This window comes from Microbacterium testaceum, from assembly GCF_006539145.1.
GTDB lineage: Bacteria > Actinomycetota > Actinomycetes > Actinomycetales > Microbacteriaceae > Microbacterium > Microbacterium testaceum.
This window is the reverse complement of sequence record NZ_BJML01000001.1, coordinates 14793-30693: the sequence shown is the minus strand read 5'-3', so window position 1 is coordinate 30693 and position 15901 is coordinate 14793. Positions and strand designations below refer to the sequence as shown.

The 15901-nt window shown below is 66.8% G+C and carries 22 protein-coding genes; 2 read left to right on the top strand and 20 right to left on the bottom strand.

Translation table 11 applies throughout. The annotated features are described in order from the left end of the window. Window positions 1-8: 8 nt before the first annotated feature. Complete coding sequence (locus tag MTE01_RS00220; protein WP_141375039.1) at window positions 9-812, bottom strand: fructose 1,6-bisphosphatase; 804 nt, start codon at window positions 810-812, stop codon at window positions 9-11. A gap of 183 nt (window positions 813-995) precedes the next feature. Between MTE01_RS00220 and MTE01_RS00215 the strand changes: the two genes are divergently transcribed. Continuing rightward, a complete protein-coding gene (locus MTE01_RS00215) occupies window positions 996-2654 on the top strand; it encodes a sensor histidine kinase (RefSeq protein WP_103206768.1) in 1659 nt (552 codons plus the stop codon). After that, window positions 2654-3769, top strand: coding sequence for a nucleotidyl cyclase domain-containing protein (locus MTE01_RS00210; RefSeq protein WP_103206769.1), 1116 nt, complete (start codon window positions 2654-2656; stop codon window positions 3767-3769). Before MTE01_RS00215 ends, MTE01_RS00210 begins: the two co-directional genes overlap by 1 nt. On the opposite strand, the gene MTE01_RS00205 is transcribed toward MTE01_RS00210, so the two are convergent. From MTE01_RS00205 to rplF, 19 genes are all read right to left on the bottom strand, one after another. Next, a complete protein-coding gene (locus tag MTE01_RS00205) occupies window positions 3770-4399 on the bottom strand; it encodes a hypothetical protein (RefSeq protein ID WP_141375037.1) in 630 nt (209 codons plus the stop codon). A gap of 219 nt (window positions 4400-4618) precedes the next feature. Further along, on the bottom strand, window positions 4619-5311 hold the full coding sequence (locus tag MTE01_RS00200; protein ID WP_103206771.1) for an endonuclease/exonuclease/phosphatase family protein: 693 nt from the start codon (window positions 5309-5311) through the stop codon (window positions 4619-4621). 67 nt (window positions 5312-5378) lie between these two features. Beyond that, complete coding sequence (gene truA, locus MTE01_RS00195; protein WP_103206772.1) at window positions 5379-6236, bottom strand: tRNA pseudouridine(38-40) synthase TruA; 858 nt, start codon at window positions 6234-6236, stop codon at window positions 5379-5381. 88 nt (window positions 6237-6324) lie between these two features. Beyond that, the gene (gene rplQ / locus MTE01_RS00190; protein WP_116238677.1) at window positions 6325-6885 is read right to left on the bottom strand and encodes a 50S ribosomal protein L17; all 561 of its coding nucleotides are present in this window, start codon (window positions 6883-6885) and stop codon (window positions 6325-6327) included. Between the two features lie 41 nt (window positions 6886-6926). Further along, on the bottom strand, window positions 6927-7916 hold the full coding sequence (locus MTE01_RS00185) for a DNA-directed RNA polymerase subunit alpha (RefSeq protein ID WP_056226291.1): 990 nt from the start codon (window positions 7914-7916) through the stop codon (window positions 6927-6929). Between the two features lie 190 nt (window positions 7917-8106). Continuing rightward, window positions 8107-8505, bottom strand: a complete 399-nt coding sequence (gene rpsK, locus MTE01_RS00180) for a 30S ribosomal protein S11 (protein ID WP_013583990.1) — start codon at window positions 8503-8505, stop codon at window positions 8107-8109. Between the two features lie 34 nt (window positions 8506-8539). Further along, on the bottom strand, window positions 8540-8914 hold the full coding sequence (gene rpsM / locus MTE01_RS00175; protein ID WP_056226287.1) for a 30S ribosomal protein S13: 375 nt from the start codon (window positions 8912-8914) through the stop codon (window positions 8540-8542). 142 nt (window positions 8915-9056) lie between these two features. Further along, window positions 9057-9173: a 50S ribosomal protein L36 gene (rpmJ, locus tag MTE01_RS00170; protein ID WP_005050492.1), complete on the bottom strand. Its 117-nt coding sequence runs from the start codon at window positions 9171-9173 to the stop codon at window positions 9057-9059. Window positions 9174-9232: 59 nt separating this feature from the next. Further along, window positions 9233-9454, bottom strand: coding sequence for a translation initiation factor IF-1 (gene infA, locus MTE01_RS00165; RefSeq protein ID WP_013583992.1), 222 nt, complete (start codon window positions 9452-9454; stop codon window positions 9233-9235). A 239-nt stretch (window positions 9455-9693) separates the two neighbouring features. Then, complete coding sequence (locus tag MTE01_RS00160; protein ID WP_141375035.1) at window positions 9694-9987, bottom strand: hypothetical protein; 294 nt, start codon at window positions 9985-9987, stop codon at window positions 9694-9696. Window positions 9988-10036: 49 nt separating this feature from the next. Next, the gene (locus MTE01_RS00155) at window positions 10037-10738 is read right to left on the bottom strand and encodes a DsbA family protein (RefSeq protein ID WP_174799612.1); all 702 of its coding nucleotides are present in this window, start codon (window positions 10736-10738) and stop codon (window positions 10037-10039) included. Further along, on the bottom strand, window positions 10738-11577 hold the full coding sequence (gene map, locus MTE01_RS00150; RefSeq protein WP_116238679.1) for a type I methionyl aminopeptidase: 840 nt from the start codon (window positions 11575-11577) through the stop codon (window positions 10738-10740). The genes MTE01_RS00155 and map overlap by 1 nt, the downstream gene beginning before the upstream one ends. A 1-nt stretch (window position 11578) precedes the next feature. Further along, entirely contained in the window at window positions 11579-12175 is a 597-nt protein-coding gene (locus MTE01_RS00145; RefSeq protein ID WP_103206776.1) for an adenylate kinase, read from the bottom strand. Then, window positions 12172-13494 (bottom strand): preprotein translocase subunit SecY, encoded by a 1323-nt coding sequence (secY, locus tag MTE01_RS00140; protein WP_056226277.1) that lies wholly within the window; start codon window positions 13492-13494, stop codon window positions 12172-12174. Before secY ends, MTE01_RS00145 begins: the two co-directional genes overlap by 4 nt. Before the next feature lie 109 nt (window positions 13495-13603). Next, window positions 13604-14137: a 50S ribosomal protein L15 gene (rplO, locus tag MTE01_RS00135; protein WP_103206777.1), complete on the bottom strand. Its 534-nt coding sequence runs from the start codon at window positions 14135-14137 to the stop codon at window positions 13604-13606. Beyond that, window positions 14137-14322 carry a 50S ribosomal protein L30 gene (gene rpmD, locus MTE01_RS00130; protein WP_013583998.1) on the bottom strand — a complete coding sequence of 62 codons (186 nt, stop codon included), beginning with the start codon at window positions 14320-14322 and terminating at the stop codon, window positions 14137-14139. The genes rplO and rpmD overlap by 1 nt, the downstream gene beginning before the upstream one ends. Further along, window positions 14322-15002: a 30S ribosomal protein S5 gene (gene rpsE, locus MTE01_RS00125; protein ID WP_056226274.1), complete on the bottom strand. Its 681-nt coding sequence runs from the start codon at window positions 15000-15002 to the stop codon at window positions 14322-14324. The genes rpmD and rpsE overlap by 1 nt, the downstream gene beginning before the upstream one ends. Then, entirely contained in the window at window positions 14999-15358 is a 360-nt protein-coding gene (gene rplR, locus MTE01_RS00120) for a 50S ribosomal protein L18 (RefSeq protein WP_103206778.1), read from the bottom strand. Before rplR ends, rpsE begins: the two co-directional genes overlap by 4 nt. A 2-nt stretch (window positions 15359-15360) precedes the next feature. Further along, window positions 15361-15897, bottom strand: coding sequence for a 50S ribosomal protein L6 (rplF, locus tag MTE01_RS00115; protein ID WP_103206779.1), 537 nt, complete (start codon window positions 15895-15897; stop codon window positions 15361-15363). Window positions 15898-15901 lie beyond the last annotated feature (4 nt).

The following is a 15901-nucleotide window of genomic DNA, read 5'->3' as shown; positions in this document are numbered from 1 at the left end:
GGAGCGGTTCAGCCCTGGTTCGTTGTCTGACCCCAGCCCGGAGCGCGGCCGGTCGTGCTCGATGTCCCCGTGCTCTGACCGCTCGTGGACTGGCCCTCGTCGGCGAAGATCGCGATGGGGAGGTACTGGTACACCGTCTGCTGGCTGAACGACGTGTCGGTGTTCGCCGTGCCCTCGACGGCGACGTTCAGTGCGAACTCCAGCGTGATGCCGTAGGTGTCCGCCGGCAGCTGCCGGATCGACGTGGTCGGAACGAGGAGTCCGCCCTGGAAGCTGTTCAACAGGAGCCCTCGGTCGGAGCGCAGGGTGTCCGAAGGAACCAGCGTCCGCGGATCGGCGCTGAACTGGAACGGGCTCGACACCTGTCCGCTGGTCTGCGCGGTCTGGGAGGTGATGGAGATCGACGAGACGTAGACGCGACGCTTCTGGGCGAGGACGGCCTTCTCGTCGACACGGTCGTCGACGATGTTGACAGCGAAGCCGAGTTGCTTCTCGTTCGTCGCGGTCCACTCCATCGTGCGCTTCGGATCGACCGCCCAGACGTCGAGCCGCAGCTCGAGCCCGTCGGCGACCTGCGACGTCAGTCGGACCGATCCGTCGTAGGTGAACTGCGAGTCGAAGGGTTTCGTCCCCGCCGAGGCCTGCGGCGCCGGCGTCGCCACGACGACGGACTGATTGCTCCCCGCTTGTCCGGGGAACGCGCCGAGCACATCGGTGATCTGGCTGCATCCCGAGAGCACGGCCGGCGCGACGATGGCGAGGGCGAGGGTCGCGGCTGCGGCGCGCACACGGCGGCGAGAGAGCTTGCTCACAGGTGTCTCCTGAGGAAAGGCGCGGAAGGCGCAAGAGGTCGATGATCGACCATCACGCTGCAGGATGCAGGCCTCAGGGGGAGTCTGACCGGGCGACGCGATCGGAGACCACGCGCGGCGAGCAGAGACAGGATGGCGCGCAGCAGACTACACCACTCTCTATACACTCGGAGAATGGCATCCATGAGGAGCGTCCCTCCGGCGGTTCCTCCGGGGGGCATCCCCGACGACGACGCGACCAATCCGGGCAGTCGCACCCGGTCGGTGTGGCTGCTGCAACTCGTTCTCGGGGCGAGCGTGGTCATCACGGTCCTGCTCGTCCAGGCCCTCGAGCCCGCGCTTTTCTCCCTGTGGCCCTTCTCCTCCGGCGTGGGTGTCATCATCGCGCTGACGGCGCTGGCGATGGTCGTACCCTGGCAGAAGATCCCCCGTTCAGCGGTCGCCGTCATCCCGTTCGGCGACATCGTCGGCATCGGGCTCCTGAGCTACGGCACCGATCTGCGCTTCAGCTTCTTCTGGGTCTTCCCCATCATCTGGATCGCGACGCACTTCACGCTCGTCTACCTCATCTCTGCGCTCAGCACGGTGGGCGTGATCATCGTGGTGGATGCCACGGTGAATGCCTCCGGGCCGGTGACCGCCCTCCGGCTGATCGTCGTTCTGCTCTCTCTGACGTTCATCGCCATCACCTCCTTCCTCTCGGCGCGACAGACACGGGCCTTCAAGCAGCTGCTGCGTCGCCAAGCGAGCCGGCTCCAGGGGACCCTCCAGCGCGTGTCCGGCCAGGAACGCCGCGTATCGCAGATGCTAAATGGGCTCGACACCGGCATCGCGCGTCTCTCCGTGGACGGCGAAGTGCTGGCGCTGAACGACACGTACGTCGCGTTGTACGGGGTCGAACGCGACGAGCCGCAGCGTCCGGGCGCGGCGGTCGAGTACGCGACGTTGCGCGGCGAACCGCTCCCCGAGGCCGAGCGCCCCTTCGCGCGGGCATCGCGGGGGGAGCAATTCGACGACGAGCGCGTCTGGCTCTTCGATCCCCATGGCGAGTGGCACGCCCTTTCCGCGTCGACGCGCCGGCTCATCTCCTCCGACGAGCCCGAGAGCACGCTGCTCATCGTTCACGACATCACGGCGCTGATCGAGTCCGAACGCGCACGCGAGCGCCTCGCGGCGACCGTGTCTCACGAGCTGCGGAACCCGCTGACCGCGATCATCGGCCATGCCGATCTCGCACTCGACGACCCGAACCTGCCGCCGAAGGTACGCGAGCAGCTCGAGGTGATCGCCGGCGCCGGCGAGCGTATGCAGAAGCTCATCTCCGAGATCCTCGCGACCTCGAGGGGGGTGTTCCGCGAGACCTCCTCCCCCGTCGCCGCCGACGCCAGCCGCATCATCGCCTCGTCGCTGGCGTCGTTCCGTCCCGCCGCGGCGGCGCGCAGGGTGAGCGTGGTGGACGACCTGCCCGACACCGCCGAGGTGGTCGGGGACGCATTCCGGCTACGGCAGGCGTTCGACAACATCTTGAGCAACGCGATCAAGTACACACCCGCGGGAGGCACGATCCGCATCTCCGGCGACGTCTCCCCGGACGATGTCATCCTCCACTTCGCCGACACCGGCATCGGCATCCATCCCGACGACCTCGAGCGCGTCTTCGACCCCTACTTCCGCGCACAGTCCGTCCGTGAGAGCCCCACCCCGGGCACCGGCCTCGGTATGGGCATCATCCGCAGCATCATCGAGGATCAGGGGGGTTCTCTCTACCTCGAGAGCGAGTTGGGCACCGGCACTACCGTGACGGTCATCCTTCCCGCCCGCGTCGACGCCGGAGCGTCGTGATGCCGTCCGACGTCCTCTCGAATCTGGGGCTGGCTCAGGCTACGATCGCCACCCTCGGCACGGTCATGATCATCGGACTGGGTTTCCTGCACCGCCCCTCGCGATCGGCCCTCCTGTGGTCCCTCGCGTTCGTGCTGGCAATGACGAGCACCTGGGTATCGGTGACCGGTGCGATGCTGAACGAGGAGTCGGTCCGCCGTGCGGGTCTCGGTCTCATGCTCGGCGCACCCGCTCTGATCTGGTCGGGCTTCCGTGCCCGCCGCGGCGTGCGCGCCCTCCCCTGGGTGAGCGCGATCCAGGCGCTGGCCACCGCCCTGATCTTCGTTCTCGTCACCGATACGAGCGCATACGGGCTCGTCTTCCGCCTGGCTTTCGTCGCCTCCTCCGTGTTCGCCGGGCTCACGGTCTGGGAGCTCCGCCGCGCGGCCGACCGCCTCGAAAGGCTGGCGCTGCCTCTCACGGTCGTCTGTGCCATCTTCGTCGCGCTCGGGGTCGGCACTCTCGTCTCCGGACTCGCCGCCCCGACCGCACTGGGCGACCTCGCGCTTCCCCGTGTGCTCAACGGGCTCGGCATGCTGGTCTTCCTCGTCTGCGCGACCGTGTCCCTGCTGTACTTCACCTCGGTGTCACCCAGCGGACGTCGCGCGGCATCGAGCTGGCCCCACTTCGTCGTCACCGCGACGGACCGCCTGGCTCGAGCCCGACGCGCACAGGAGGAGTCGTGGGCCGTCCTGACGGTCCGGCTCGACGATCCCGCCCAGCTGCGCAGCGCCGCCGGGGAAAGCGGCTGGCTCCGTCTCGTGGGGCAGTTCGAATCGCTCGTCGCCGATACTTTTCCGGCCGAAGCTGACCTGGGTCGCGAGATCCGAGGACGAGTGGTCGTCGTCGTCTCACGCCCCGACTCGGTGCTGCGCGAGCTCGTGCGCACCCTCCTCCGACAGATCACCGAGCTCGATGTGTCGGCCTACATCGATATCCAACTCTCGGCGAGCATCGGATGGGTGCCGGCGAAAGCGGCCGATTACGACTTGAACGCTCTCATCGTCGACGCGGATGCCGCGGCCTGTGAGGCCACCCGACGAGGCGGCGATTGCTGGGAGCGCGTCCGCGCCTGATCAACCGGCCTCTCCCCCGCCCGCGATCGCGACGGTGAGTGTGTCGCTCGCGGTCTGCTTCGCGAACTCGGTGGATGTCGGGGTGGTCTGGACGAGGAACTCGTAGGTGAACTGGAGCGTGACGAAAGTCGCCTCAGCGGGCACCTCACCGACGTTGAAGGTCTGCGAGTAGCTGTACGGCGAGAGCACGAGATAGCCGGGCGCGTCTGTCTGATCGCTCTGCGGAGTGAGCGCGGAGAAAGACTGCGAGGCGTTTCCCGGGACCGCTGTCATCGTGGCCCGCTGCAGGTACACCTTCTGTCCGTCGTTGGGCGTCACCGTCGTCTCCATCGACAGGTTCACGGGCTTGAGGGCCGTGGCCGTCCAGCGATCCATAGCGAGGGTAGACCAGTAGTTCACCGTGGCGGCCACGGAGCCGGCCGTCAGCGAGCGCTGCGTGGAGCCGCTCGACAGATCGTTGCGAACGGGCTGTGGAGCCGCGGTCGCTGTGGCCGACGGCGAGGGCGACTCGGGGGCTTGAGCGCCGCCCTGGGCCCACGGCGGCGCTCCGCAGCCGGTGAGACCGAGAAGGGCCGAAACCGCCACGGCAACGCCGATGACCACCCTGCCGCGATGCTCTGCGAGCGCCATGAATCCTCCCTCGGATCGTTTCACCCAGTGTAGGTGGCGGGAAGACGCGGGCGGCGGGTCTGCACCCCTGAGGTGGCCGCGTGATCTGCCGCCCCCGCCCGGACGACGCGTTCCGCCGCACCCGCTCCGCGCGCGGAAACGTCGTTCAACGGCGTGCTCGGAGCTGCCGCCGCGGTCGGGATCGAGGTTCGCGCCGCGCCACGACGCACCGCTCAGCCTTCAGACGAGGCTGGACCCGTGCCCCTGTGTCACCTCAGCGGTGATGAGGATGGGCAGGTGGTCGCTGAGCCCCTGGGGCAACGTCTTGATGTGCGCGATGTCGAACCCGATCGATGTCGCGAAATCGTAGTGTCCCCGGAAGAACCGATAACGCGTGTACGTGCGGGTATCGCTGAGCGTCAGCTCGTATCCCTGGTCGCGGACCTTCTGGCCGAGATTCTCTTTGAAGACCGGGTAGTTGTAGTCGCCCACCATGAGCGCTGGCAGACCCGGCCCGAGGTTCTGCAGCTCCGACAGCGCCGTACGGATCTGATGGCGACGCAGAGAGTTGAGCGCCGTCAGCGGTGCCGCGTGAAAGGACGCGACGATGACATCGCGCCCGTTGTCGATATCACGCAGTCGTACGCCGAGCATGCGCTCTTCAGCGGGCTTCAGCACGCGGTCGTGCAACGACTTCTTCAGGCCGATCGCTCGGACGTCCTCCGCGCGGAAGGTGTTCTCGCGGTAGTAAAGAGCCAGCCCCAAACGGTTGCGCTGCGTGGCCTCCGCCAGCCGAAGACCGCCGATGCGCTCGGGGATGTCCGTGCTATCGCATTCCTGCAGACAGAGCACGTCAGCCTCGTGCTTCTCGACGAGATCGACGAGCTCGCCAGCCGCCCGGTGTTTGTTGAGGTTGTACGAGATGACCTTCATGGCGTTGACAGCATACGGGCGCTCGCACGAGGCTCACTGAGGGTTGCACGGAGGGCGGGAGAAGAGATCAGGATGCCGGGTCCTCGGCATCCCTGCGGTTGCGCGTCTGCTCCGCACGAGCCGCGAGCAGACCGTCCGCCGGGTAGCCCACCTCCGCGAGGACCAACCCGCGTGCGGCCAGGACCTTCGTCTCGGGGATCCGCATGCGTGCCTCGCGGATCGCGACCACGTCGTCGATCCCGATGCGGCCTTCCCCCACCGCGACGCAGGCCCCGACGAGAGCGCGCACCATGCTGTGGCAGAACGCATCGGCCCGGACGTTCGCGATCAGGACTCCGGTGTCGTCCCGACGCCAGTCGTACTCGAGCAGCGTGCGGATCGTGGTCGCCTCTTCGCGGGCCTTGCAGTAGGCGGCGAAGTCGTGGAGCCCGATGAGGCGGGAGGCCGCGGCATCCATCGCTTCCACGTCGAGGATGCTTCGAACGGACGTCGTCCGCTTCCTGTCGAGGGGGTCGTACGCGGTCGTGGCATCGGCGAGGCGGTAGCTGTACCGCCGCCAGACGGCCGAGAACCTCGCGTCGAAGCCCGCGGGAGCGCGCGAGGTCCGCGAAACCGTCACGTCGGCGTATGCTCCGAGGACCCCGCGGACGCGACCGGCGAGGGCTGCGATGGCGTCGGCTTCATCGTTGTCCCGACGACGCCGCGGCAAACGGGCGACCTGGTCTGGGTCGAGGTCGAGGTGCGCGACCTGACCCGACGCGTGCACTCCCGCATCGGTTCGCCCGGCCACCACGAGTCGTGGATCGCCGCCGATGATGCGTGCGAGAGCGTTCTCCAGCTCACCCTGCACGGTGCGTAGCCCGGGTTGTCGGGCCCATCCGCGGAACTGCGAGCCGTCGTAGGCGATGTCGAGTCGGATGCGCACGAGGTCAAGCCTACGAGCGAGCGTCCCCCGCGGAGGACGACGAAGCCCCCACCCGAACCGGGTGGGGGCTTCGTGCGAGTCAGGAGACTCAGGCCTTGGCGTCGTCCTGGACGGCGTCGTCGGCAGCGGCCTCAGCGGCGGCGCCTTCCTCGGGCGACTCGGCTCCGGCGTCGGCGGCCTCGTCCGTGGAGGTCTCCTCGGCAGCGGGCTCATCCGCGACGGGCTCGTCGGCGGCCGGCGCAGCAGCGGCGGCGGGAGCCGCAGCAGCCTTGTGGGACGCCTTCTTCGTGACGGGCTCGAGAACGAGCTCGATCACGGCCATGGGGGCGTTGTCGCCCTTGCGGTTGCCGACCTTCGTGATGCGGGTGTAGCCGCCGTCACGCTCGGCCACCAGCGGCGCGATCTCGGTGAAGAGGGTGTGAACGACCTCTTTGTCGCCGATGACGCTCAGCACGCGACGACGCGCGTGGAGGTCGCCACGCTTGGCGAAGGTGATGAGACGTTCGGCGAGCGGACGGAGGCGCTTGGCCTTGGTCTCGGTCGTCTTGATGGACTTGTGCGTGTAGAGAGCTGCCGCGAGGTTCGCGAGAAGCAGACGCTCGTGGGCCGGGCCGCCTCCGAGGCGGGGACCCTTCGTGGGCTTGGGCATGTCGTATTACTCCAGGAGAGGTTCGGTCGGGTCCGACAGGGTCAGACGGTTTCTTCGTCGTAGCCGCTGTAGAACTGGGCGCCGTCGAAACCGGGCACCGAGTCCTTGAGCGACAGGCCGAGGGAGGTGAGCTTGTCGCGCACCTCGTCGACCGACTTCTGACCGAAGTTGCGGATGTTCATCAGCTGCGTCTCGGAAAGGGCGACCAGCTCCGAAACGGTGTTGATGCCCTCGCGCTTGAGGCAGTTGTACGAGCGCACCGACAGATCGAGATCCTCGATCGGCATCGACAGCTCGTTGGAGAGGACGGTCTCGACCGGCGCGGGGCCGATCTCGATGCCCTCGGCCTCGACGTTCAGCTCACGGGCCAGGCCGAAGAGCTCGACGAGGGTGCGACCAGCCGAGGCCACGGCGTCGCGCGGGGCGATCGAGGCCTTCGACTCGACGTCGAGGACGAGCTTGTCGAAGTCGGTGCGCTCACCGGCACGGGTGGCGTCGACGCGGTAGCTGACCTTGAGCACGGGCGAGTAGATCGAGTCGATCGGGATCTGACCGGCCTCGGCGTACTCGTTGCGGTTCTGGGTCGCCGAGACGTAGCCGCGGCCACGCTCGATGGTGAGCTCGAGCTCGAACTTCGCCGTGTCGTTCAGCGTGGCGATGACCAGCTCGGGGTTGTGCACTTCGACACCCGCCGGAGCGGAGATGTCGGCGGCGGTGACCTCACCGGCGCCGGTCTTGCGCAGATACGCCGTGATGGGCTCGTCGCGCTCGCTCGAGACGACCAGCTGCTTGATGTTCAAGATGATCTCGGTGACGTCTTCCTTCACGCCCGGGATCGTGCTGAACTCGTGGAGGACGCCGTCGATGCGGATGCTCGTGACGGCCGCGCCGGGGATCGACGACAGGAGGCTGCGACGCAGCGCGTTGCCGATCGTGTAACCGAAACCGGGCTCCAGCGGCTCGATGACGAAACGGCTGCGGAACTCCCCGATCTTCTCCTCGGTCAGAGTGGGACGCTGTGCGATGAGCACTATGTGTTCCTTTCGATCACGTGCCCGCTATATGACACGTGTAATGGGGTGAGGTATTGAGTTGTACTCGCGGGATGCCATGGGACCCGACGATGGCGTCGGGAGGGCGTCACGGCATCCGGAAGTCTGAGGTCGCGCGTGAGCGCGGCGTTCCCGGGGAGTGGCGAGCACTCCCCGGGAACGGAACGCGTCAGACGCGGCGACGCTTGGGCGGACGGCAGCCGTTGTGGGCCTGGGGCGTCACGTCCTGGATGGAGCCGACCTCGAGGCCGGCCGCGGTCAGCGAGCGGATCGCGGTCTCACGACCCGAACCCGGACCCTTCACGAAGACGTCGACCTTCTTGACGCCGTGCTCCTGCGCCTGGCGAGCGGCCGACTCCGCGGCCATGCCTGCGGCGTAAGGCGTCGACTTGCGCGAACCCTTGAATCCGACACCGCCGGACGAGGCCCAGCTGATGACGGCGCCCGAGGGGTCGGTGATCGAAACGATCGTGTTGTTGAACGTCGACTTGATGTGGGCCTGACCCACGGCGATGTTCTTCTTCTCCTTGCGGCGCGGCTTGCGCGCGGCAGACTTGGCCTGTGCCATGTGCGGTTCTCCTGAATCCTGCGCCGGCGGAGGCCTAGCGCGCCTTCTTCTTGCCGGCGACCGTGCGCTTGGGACCCTTGCGGGTACGCGCGTTCGTCTTCGTACGCTGTCCGCGCACGGGGAGGCCGCGGCGGTGGCGCAGGCCCTCGTAGGAACCGATCTCGACCTTGCGGCGGATGTCGGCGGCGACCTCGCGACGGAGGTCACCCTCCACCTTGTAGGTGCCTTCGATGTGGTCGCGCAGAGCAACCAGCTGGTCGTCGGTGAGGTCCTTGACGCGGATGTCCTGGCTGATGTCCGTTGCGTTCAGGATCTCGACGGAGCGGGTGCGACCCACGCCGTAGATGTAAGTAAGTGCGATCACCACGCGCTTATCGCGCGGGATGTCGACGCCGGCAAGACGTGCCATGCGGCTCTCCTCAGAGTGTGCTGGAGGTGTGGAGCAGGATCGGTGCTCGGGCCTCCGACCCGAGGTGTCCCCCGTTCGCGCGAGCGAGTGGGATCTGATCCTGCCGTTGTGTATTCAGTTGGAAAGGTGTCGAGCTCGAAGCTCAGCCCTGGCGCTGCTTGTGGCGCGGGTTGCTCTTGCAGATCACCATCACGCGCCCGTGGCGACGGATCACCTTGCAGTGGTCGCAGATGGGCTTGACGGAGGGATTGACCTTCATGATGTTCCTGATTTCGCTGTCTTCGACTCGCGGTTGCGGTCGTTACTTCTCGGCCGGACTCAGCGGTAGCGGTAGACGATACGACCGCGAGTGAGGTCGTACGGGCTCAGTTCGACGACGACGCGGTCCTCCGGGATGATGCGGATGTAGTTCTGCCGCATCTTGCCCGAGATGGTCGCGAGCACCTTGTGCCCGTTCGTCAGCTCGACACGGAACATCGCGTTGGGCAGTGCTTCGGACACCGTGCCCTCGATCTCGATGACACCGTCTTTCTTCGCCATAAACTCGCTCACGCTCAGTTGCAGACCGGCCGGTCTGCGGTGGATGGGGATTCGATACGTCGACACGCCAATGAAGGCGCAACGCACCAAAGATCAATCATACGTGGTAGCCGAGTGTTCTACAACTCGCACCGCGTCACCTCGGCCGTCCGGGACGACCGCGTCAAACGAGCGCGTGGCCGGCGAAGTTCAGCGGCCGCCCGCATGCGCGGGCGGCCGCTGAAGATGATGGGGGGAGCTCAGAGCGACCTGATACCGATACCTCTGGGCACACCCTGGTTACAGGCCTTGAACGTGAAAGAGAGGCCCGCACCGGTGTTCATGACCTTCTTGTTCAAGGTGTTGAAGAGGTCGCTCGAGCAGGTCCAGGAGATCTCCACCGACCCATGGCACGAACCCGTGATGTTCTGATTGTCACGGGTCAAGGAGGAGCACCCGCCGGCCGCGAACGCGGGGCTCGCTCCGAATCCGACCAGGCCCGCGGCCAGAACCGCTGTCGCAACCGCCACCGCTGAGAGTTTTTTTCGGATCATAATCGGACCCTATTGGCGCGAGGTGGCGAGCACAACGCCACGAACGCACCTATCCCAGACGCTGGACGATGTCCTTCTGGGGGTCGCCGGTGAGATCCTGCTGGTTGTTCAGCGTCTTCCCGTCGACGACGATCGTGGGCGTGGCGGGGCGACTCGACCCGGGCTGCAGCGGGGTCTTCTCGGTCATGGCCGTCACGAACTTCGCATAGGTCCCGTCCGTGATGCAGGAGGCGACGCCACTCGAGGCCCCCGAAGCGGTGGCGATCTTCGCGAGGGTCTCATTGTCGAGGCCCGCGGTGTTCTCGGTCGGCTGCTGGGCGTACAGGGCCTTCACGAATGCCGGGATGTTCGCGGAATTGTCGACCGCGACGCAGTAAGCAGCGTTCGCGGACCGCGTGGAGTACTGCGTTCCCTGGGACCTGGAGTCCAGGATCGCGATGGGGTGCACGTTGAGGGTGATCTCGCCGCTCTCGGCGAGCTGATCGAGAGTGGGGCCGTAACTCTGCTCGAACTGATTGCAGATAGGGCACATGAAGTCGATGTAGGTGTCCACCGTCTTTTGTCCCGTGCCGACGGAGATCGCGCCGGTCTCGGTGTTGACGGCGGAGGCCTGCGGCAGCGTACCCGGCGAGGTGGCCTGGCTGTTGGCGAACCACACCACTCCCCCGACGATGAGGACCACCACCAGGGCGGCGGCGGTCACTCCGATCGCGAACCAGTTGGTGGTCTTCCGCGCAGCGGCCATCATCATCAATCGATCTCCTTCGGCACCACACCGAACGGCGCCAGTTTCTCGGCACCGCCGTCGTGCGCGGTGAGGACCCAGATGCCCCCATCATGCACGGCGACACTATGTTCCCAGTGGGAGCCGGCTGAGCCGTCCACCGTCGAGACGGTCCACCCGTCGTCTTCGGTGAATGTCTCCTGATCGCCGATGACGACCATCGGCTCGATCGCGACGGCCAGGCCGGGGCGCACCTCGGGGCCGCGATCGGCCACGGCGTAATTGAAGATGCTCGGCGACTCGTGCATCTTGCGGCCGATACCGTGGCCCACGTAGTCGCGCAGGATGCCGTAGCCACCCACGGGTGCGTTGTCGTCGATGTACTGCTCGATGGCGGCTCCGACCTCGGAGAGGTGGCTCGCCCGACTGAGCGCCGCGATACCGGCCCAGAGCGAGCCCTCGGTCACCTCCGACAGGCGACGGCGAGGAGCGACGAGCTCCTCGGGAGCATCGCCGGGGACGATCACCGTGAAGGCGGAATCGCCGTTCCATCCGCGGAACTCTGCTCCCGCATCGATCGACAGGATGTCCCCCGCCTGCAGAGGGCGATCATTCGGGATGCCATGAACCACCTGCTCGTTCACCGACGCGCAGACCGTGTGGCGGTACCCGCGGACCATCTGGAAATTCGATACCGCTCCGCGCGCCGTGATGAGCGCCGAAGCCGCCGCATCGAGCTCGAGCGTCGTCACCCCCGGCGCGATCAGCGCGCGCACGGCATCCAAGGCGTCCGCGGTGATCAACCCGGGTTCGATCATCGACCGCAATTGTGCGGGCTTCTTGTAGATCGAGGAACGCAGACCCACGTCAGGAGGCCGGGGTCGCGGTGATACCGCGCGCTTCGAGAGCCGCGAAGATTCGGGCCGTGACCTCGTCGAGGCTGCCGACGCCATCGATCTCGTCGACAATGCCGCGGGTGCCGTACACGTCGAGGATCGGAGCCGTCTCCCGCTCGTAGATGCCCAAGCGCGTGGCGATGGCCTCTTCGGTGTCGTCCGCGCGCCCCTGCTCCGCGGCGCGCGCCGTGAGGCGTGAGAGCGATTCCTCGCGCGGGACGACGAGGGCGATCACCGCGTCGAGCGACTCCTCGCGCCCCTCGAGGAACTCGTCGAGATGCAGCACCTGCGCGAGGTTCCGCGGGTACCCGTCGAGCAGGAAGCCCTCAGCGGCATCCGCCTGCCCGAGACGGTCGCGGACGACCGCACTGGTGAGCTCATCGGGGACGAGGTCTCCTGCGTCGATGATCGACGTCACCTGGAGACCGAGCTCCGTACCGTCTTTCACGTTGGCACGGAACACGTCTCCCGTGGAGACCACCGGGATGCCGAGAGCTTCGCCGACGCGGACGCCCTGCGTTCCCTTGCCGGATCCCTGCGGCCCGACGATCAGAAGCCGAGCGGTCATCGCAGCAGCCCTTCGTAATGGCGCTGCTGAAGCTGCGCGTCGATCTGCTTCACCGTCTCGAGACCGACACCGACGATGATGAGGATCGAGGCTCCGCCGAACGGGAAGTTCTGGTTCGCGCCCACGGTGGCCAGCGCCACCAGCGGAAGAAGCGCGATCAGGCCGAGGTAGATCGAGCCCGGCAATGTGATGCGCGTGAGCACGTAGTCGAGGTACTCGGCGGTGGGACGACCAGCACGGATGCCCGGGATGAACCCGCCGTACTTCTTCATGTTGTCTGCGACGTCGACCGGGTTGAAGGTGATCGCGACGTAGAAGTAGGCGAACCCGATGATGAGCAGGAAGTAGACGAGCATGTACAGCGGGTGGTCGCCGCGCGTCAGGTACTGCGAGATCCACGTGACCCACGGCGCCGGCTCTTGACCGGCCTGCGGCTGGTTGAACTGCGCGATGAGCGCGGGAATGTACAGCAGCGACGAGGCGAAGATGACGGGCACGACGCCGGCCATGTTGACCTTGATCGGGATGTACGTGTTCGTGCCGCCGTAAGTACGACGACCGACCATCCGCTTGGCGTACTGCACGGGGATACGTCGTTGGGACTGCTCGACGAAGACGACGAGGGCGACGATCACGATGCTCACGGCGAGCACCAGGAGGAAGACCTCGACGCCGCGGGCGTTGAGGATCGAGATCATGGCGCCGGGGAAGGTCGCGGCGATCGAGGTGAAGATGAGGATCGACATGCCGTTGCCGACACCGCGCTCGGTGACGAGCTCGGCGAACCACATGACCAGGCCGGTACCGGCGGTCATGGTGATGATCATGAGCAGCTGCGCCCACCAGATGTCGTTCGTGAGGAGCTGCTGGCACTCGGGCACGCCAGCCGAGCCGAAGAGCTGACCCGAGCGAGCGACCGTGACGAGAGTCGTCGACTGGAGGAGCGCGAGCGCGATGGTCAGGTAGCGGGTGTACTGCGTGAGCTTCGCCTGGCCCGCTTGACCCTCTTTGTAAAGGGTCTCGAAGTGCGGGATCACGACGCGCAGCAGCTGCACGATGATGGTCGCCGTGATGTACGGCATGACACCGAGGGCGAAGATCGATAGCTGCAGCAGAGCGCCACCGGAGAACAGGTTGACCAGGGACAGCAGGCCCTCGGTACCGCCCGATTGGTTCAGGCACTGCTGAACGTTCGGGAAGTCGACGAAGGGCGTCGGCACGTGGGCACCCAGCCGGTAGATGGCGATGATGCCCAGCGTGAAGGCGATCTTCCGCCTCAGGTCGGGCGTGCGGAAAACCCGCGCGATGGCGCTGAACAAGGGAGAATCCTCCAGAACGATCTCGGCATGCGACAGGGCGCACACCAAATCAGACTAACCCAGAAGGGGCCGACGGCCGTAAGGCCGCCGGCCCCTTCAGGGTCGGGCGTCAGTTGACGGAGCCGCCGGCGGCGACGATCTTCTGCTCAGCCGAGCCGGAGACCTTGTCGACCGAGACGGTCAGCGCGACCGAGATGTCGCCGGTGCCGAGCACCTTGACCTTCTCGTTCTTGCGGACGGCGCCCTTGGCCACTAGGTCGGCGACGGTCACGTCGCCACCCTGCGGGTAGAGCTCGCCGAGCTTGTCCAGGTTCACGACCTGGTACTCGACGCGGAACGGGTTCTTGAAGCCGCGGAGCTTCGGGGTGCGCATGTGCAGCGGCATCTGCCCACCCTCGAAGCCGACACGGACCTGGTAACGGGCCTTGGTTCCCTTGGTACCGCGACCGGCCGTCTTACCCTTCGAGCCCTCACCGCGACCCACACGGGTCTTCGCGGTGCGAGCGCCCGGGACGGGACGCAGGTGGTGGACCTTGAGCACACCGGGGCGCGCCGCGGGGGCTTCGTTCTTCTCGGCCGTCTTACGGGCCGATGCCTTCTTCGGGGCGTCGACCGTGGCGGTCTCGTCCTTCTTGGCAGCCATTAGTCGATCTCCTCAACCTTGACGAGGTGGGCGACGGTCTTGACGTAACCGCGCGTCTGCGCGTCGTCCGGACGGACGACCGAGTCGCCGATCCGTTTGAGACCGAGCGAGCGCAGCGTGTCACGCTGGTTCTGCTTCTCGCTCACCTTGGACTTGATCTGCGTGACCTTCAGACGCTCGGCCATCAGGCACCTACCTTCTGAGCAGCCGCCTCAGCGCGCACGAGGCGGGCCGGGGCGACCTGGTCGAACTCCAGGCCACGGCGGGCGGCCACGGCGCGGGGCTCCTCGAGCGACTTCAGCGCCTCGACGGTCGCGTGCACGATGTTGATCGTGTTCGACGAACCGAGCGACTTCGAGAGGACATCGTGGATGCCTGCGCACTCGAGGACGGCGCGGACGGGACCACCGGCGATGACACCGGTACCGGCGGCGGCGGGGCGCAGGAGCACCACACCGGCAGCGGCCTCACCCTGGACGGGGTGGGGAATGGTCGAGCCCGAGCGGGGGACGCGGAAGAAGTTGCGCTTGGCCTCTTCGACACCCTTGGAGATCGCGAGGGGGACTTCGCGGGCCTTGCCGTAACCGACGCCCACGACGCCGTTGCCATCGCCCACGACGACGAGCGCCGTGAAGCTGAAGCGACGGCCACCCTTGACCACCTTCGACACGCGGTTGATCGTCACGACGCGCTCGAGGAACTGGCTCTCGTTGCGGTCGCGCGAACCACGGTCGCGCTGGTTGGTGTTGCGCTCGCGACCACCGCGACGCGGCTCACGCTCACGCTCGGCGGGGGCCTGAGCCGCAGCCGCACCCTCAGCCGGTGCAGTCTGCTCGGTCACTTCGGTCTCCTTGTTGTCACTCACAGGTTCAGCCCTCCTTCGCGAGCTCCGTCGGCGATCGCGGCGACGCGACCGGCGTAACGGTTACCGCCGCGGTCGAACACGACGTCGGACACGCCAGCGGCCTTCGCACGCTCGGCGACGATCTCGCCGACCTTGCGGGCCTTGGCGGTCTTGTCACCGTCGAAGCCGCGCAGGTCGGTCTCGAGGGTGGAGGCGGAGGCCACGGTGTGGCCCTTGCTGTCGTCCACGACCTGGACGAACACGTGGCGGGCGGAACGCGTCACCACGAGACGGGGGCGCAGCTCGGTGCCGACGATCTTCTTGCGAAGACGCAGGTGACGACGCGAGCGAGCGACGGACTTTGTCTTGACAGCCATGGCTACTTACCACTCTTTCCGGCCTTGCGGCGCACGACCTCGCCCGCGTACCGCACACCCTTGCCCTTGTAGGGCTCGGGCTTACGGATCTTGCGGATGTTGGCAGCGGCCTCGCCGACGGCCTGCTTGTCGATGCCGCTCACGGTGAGCTTGTTGTTGCCTTCGACCGTGAGGGTGATCCCGGCGGGCGGGTCGATGAGGACGGGGTGCGAGAAGCCGAGGGCGAACTCGACCGAGCTCCCCTTCTGCGCCACGCGGTAACCCGTGCCGACGACCTCGAGGCCCTTGGTGTAGCCCTGGGTGACACCGATGATGTTGTTGTTGATGAGCGTGCGGGTCAGGCCGTGGAGCGACCGCGACTCGCGCTCGTCGTCGGGCCGGGTGACGAGAACCTGGTTCTCTTCGACCGCGACCTCGAGGGGCTGTGCCACGGTGAGCGCGAGCTCGCCCTTGGGGCCCTTGACGGAGACCTCCCGTCCGTTCACCGAAACGGTGACGCCGGCGGGGATGTCGATGGGAAGACGTCCAATACGCGACATGTCA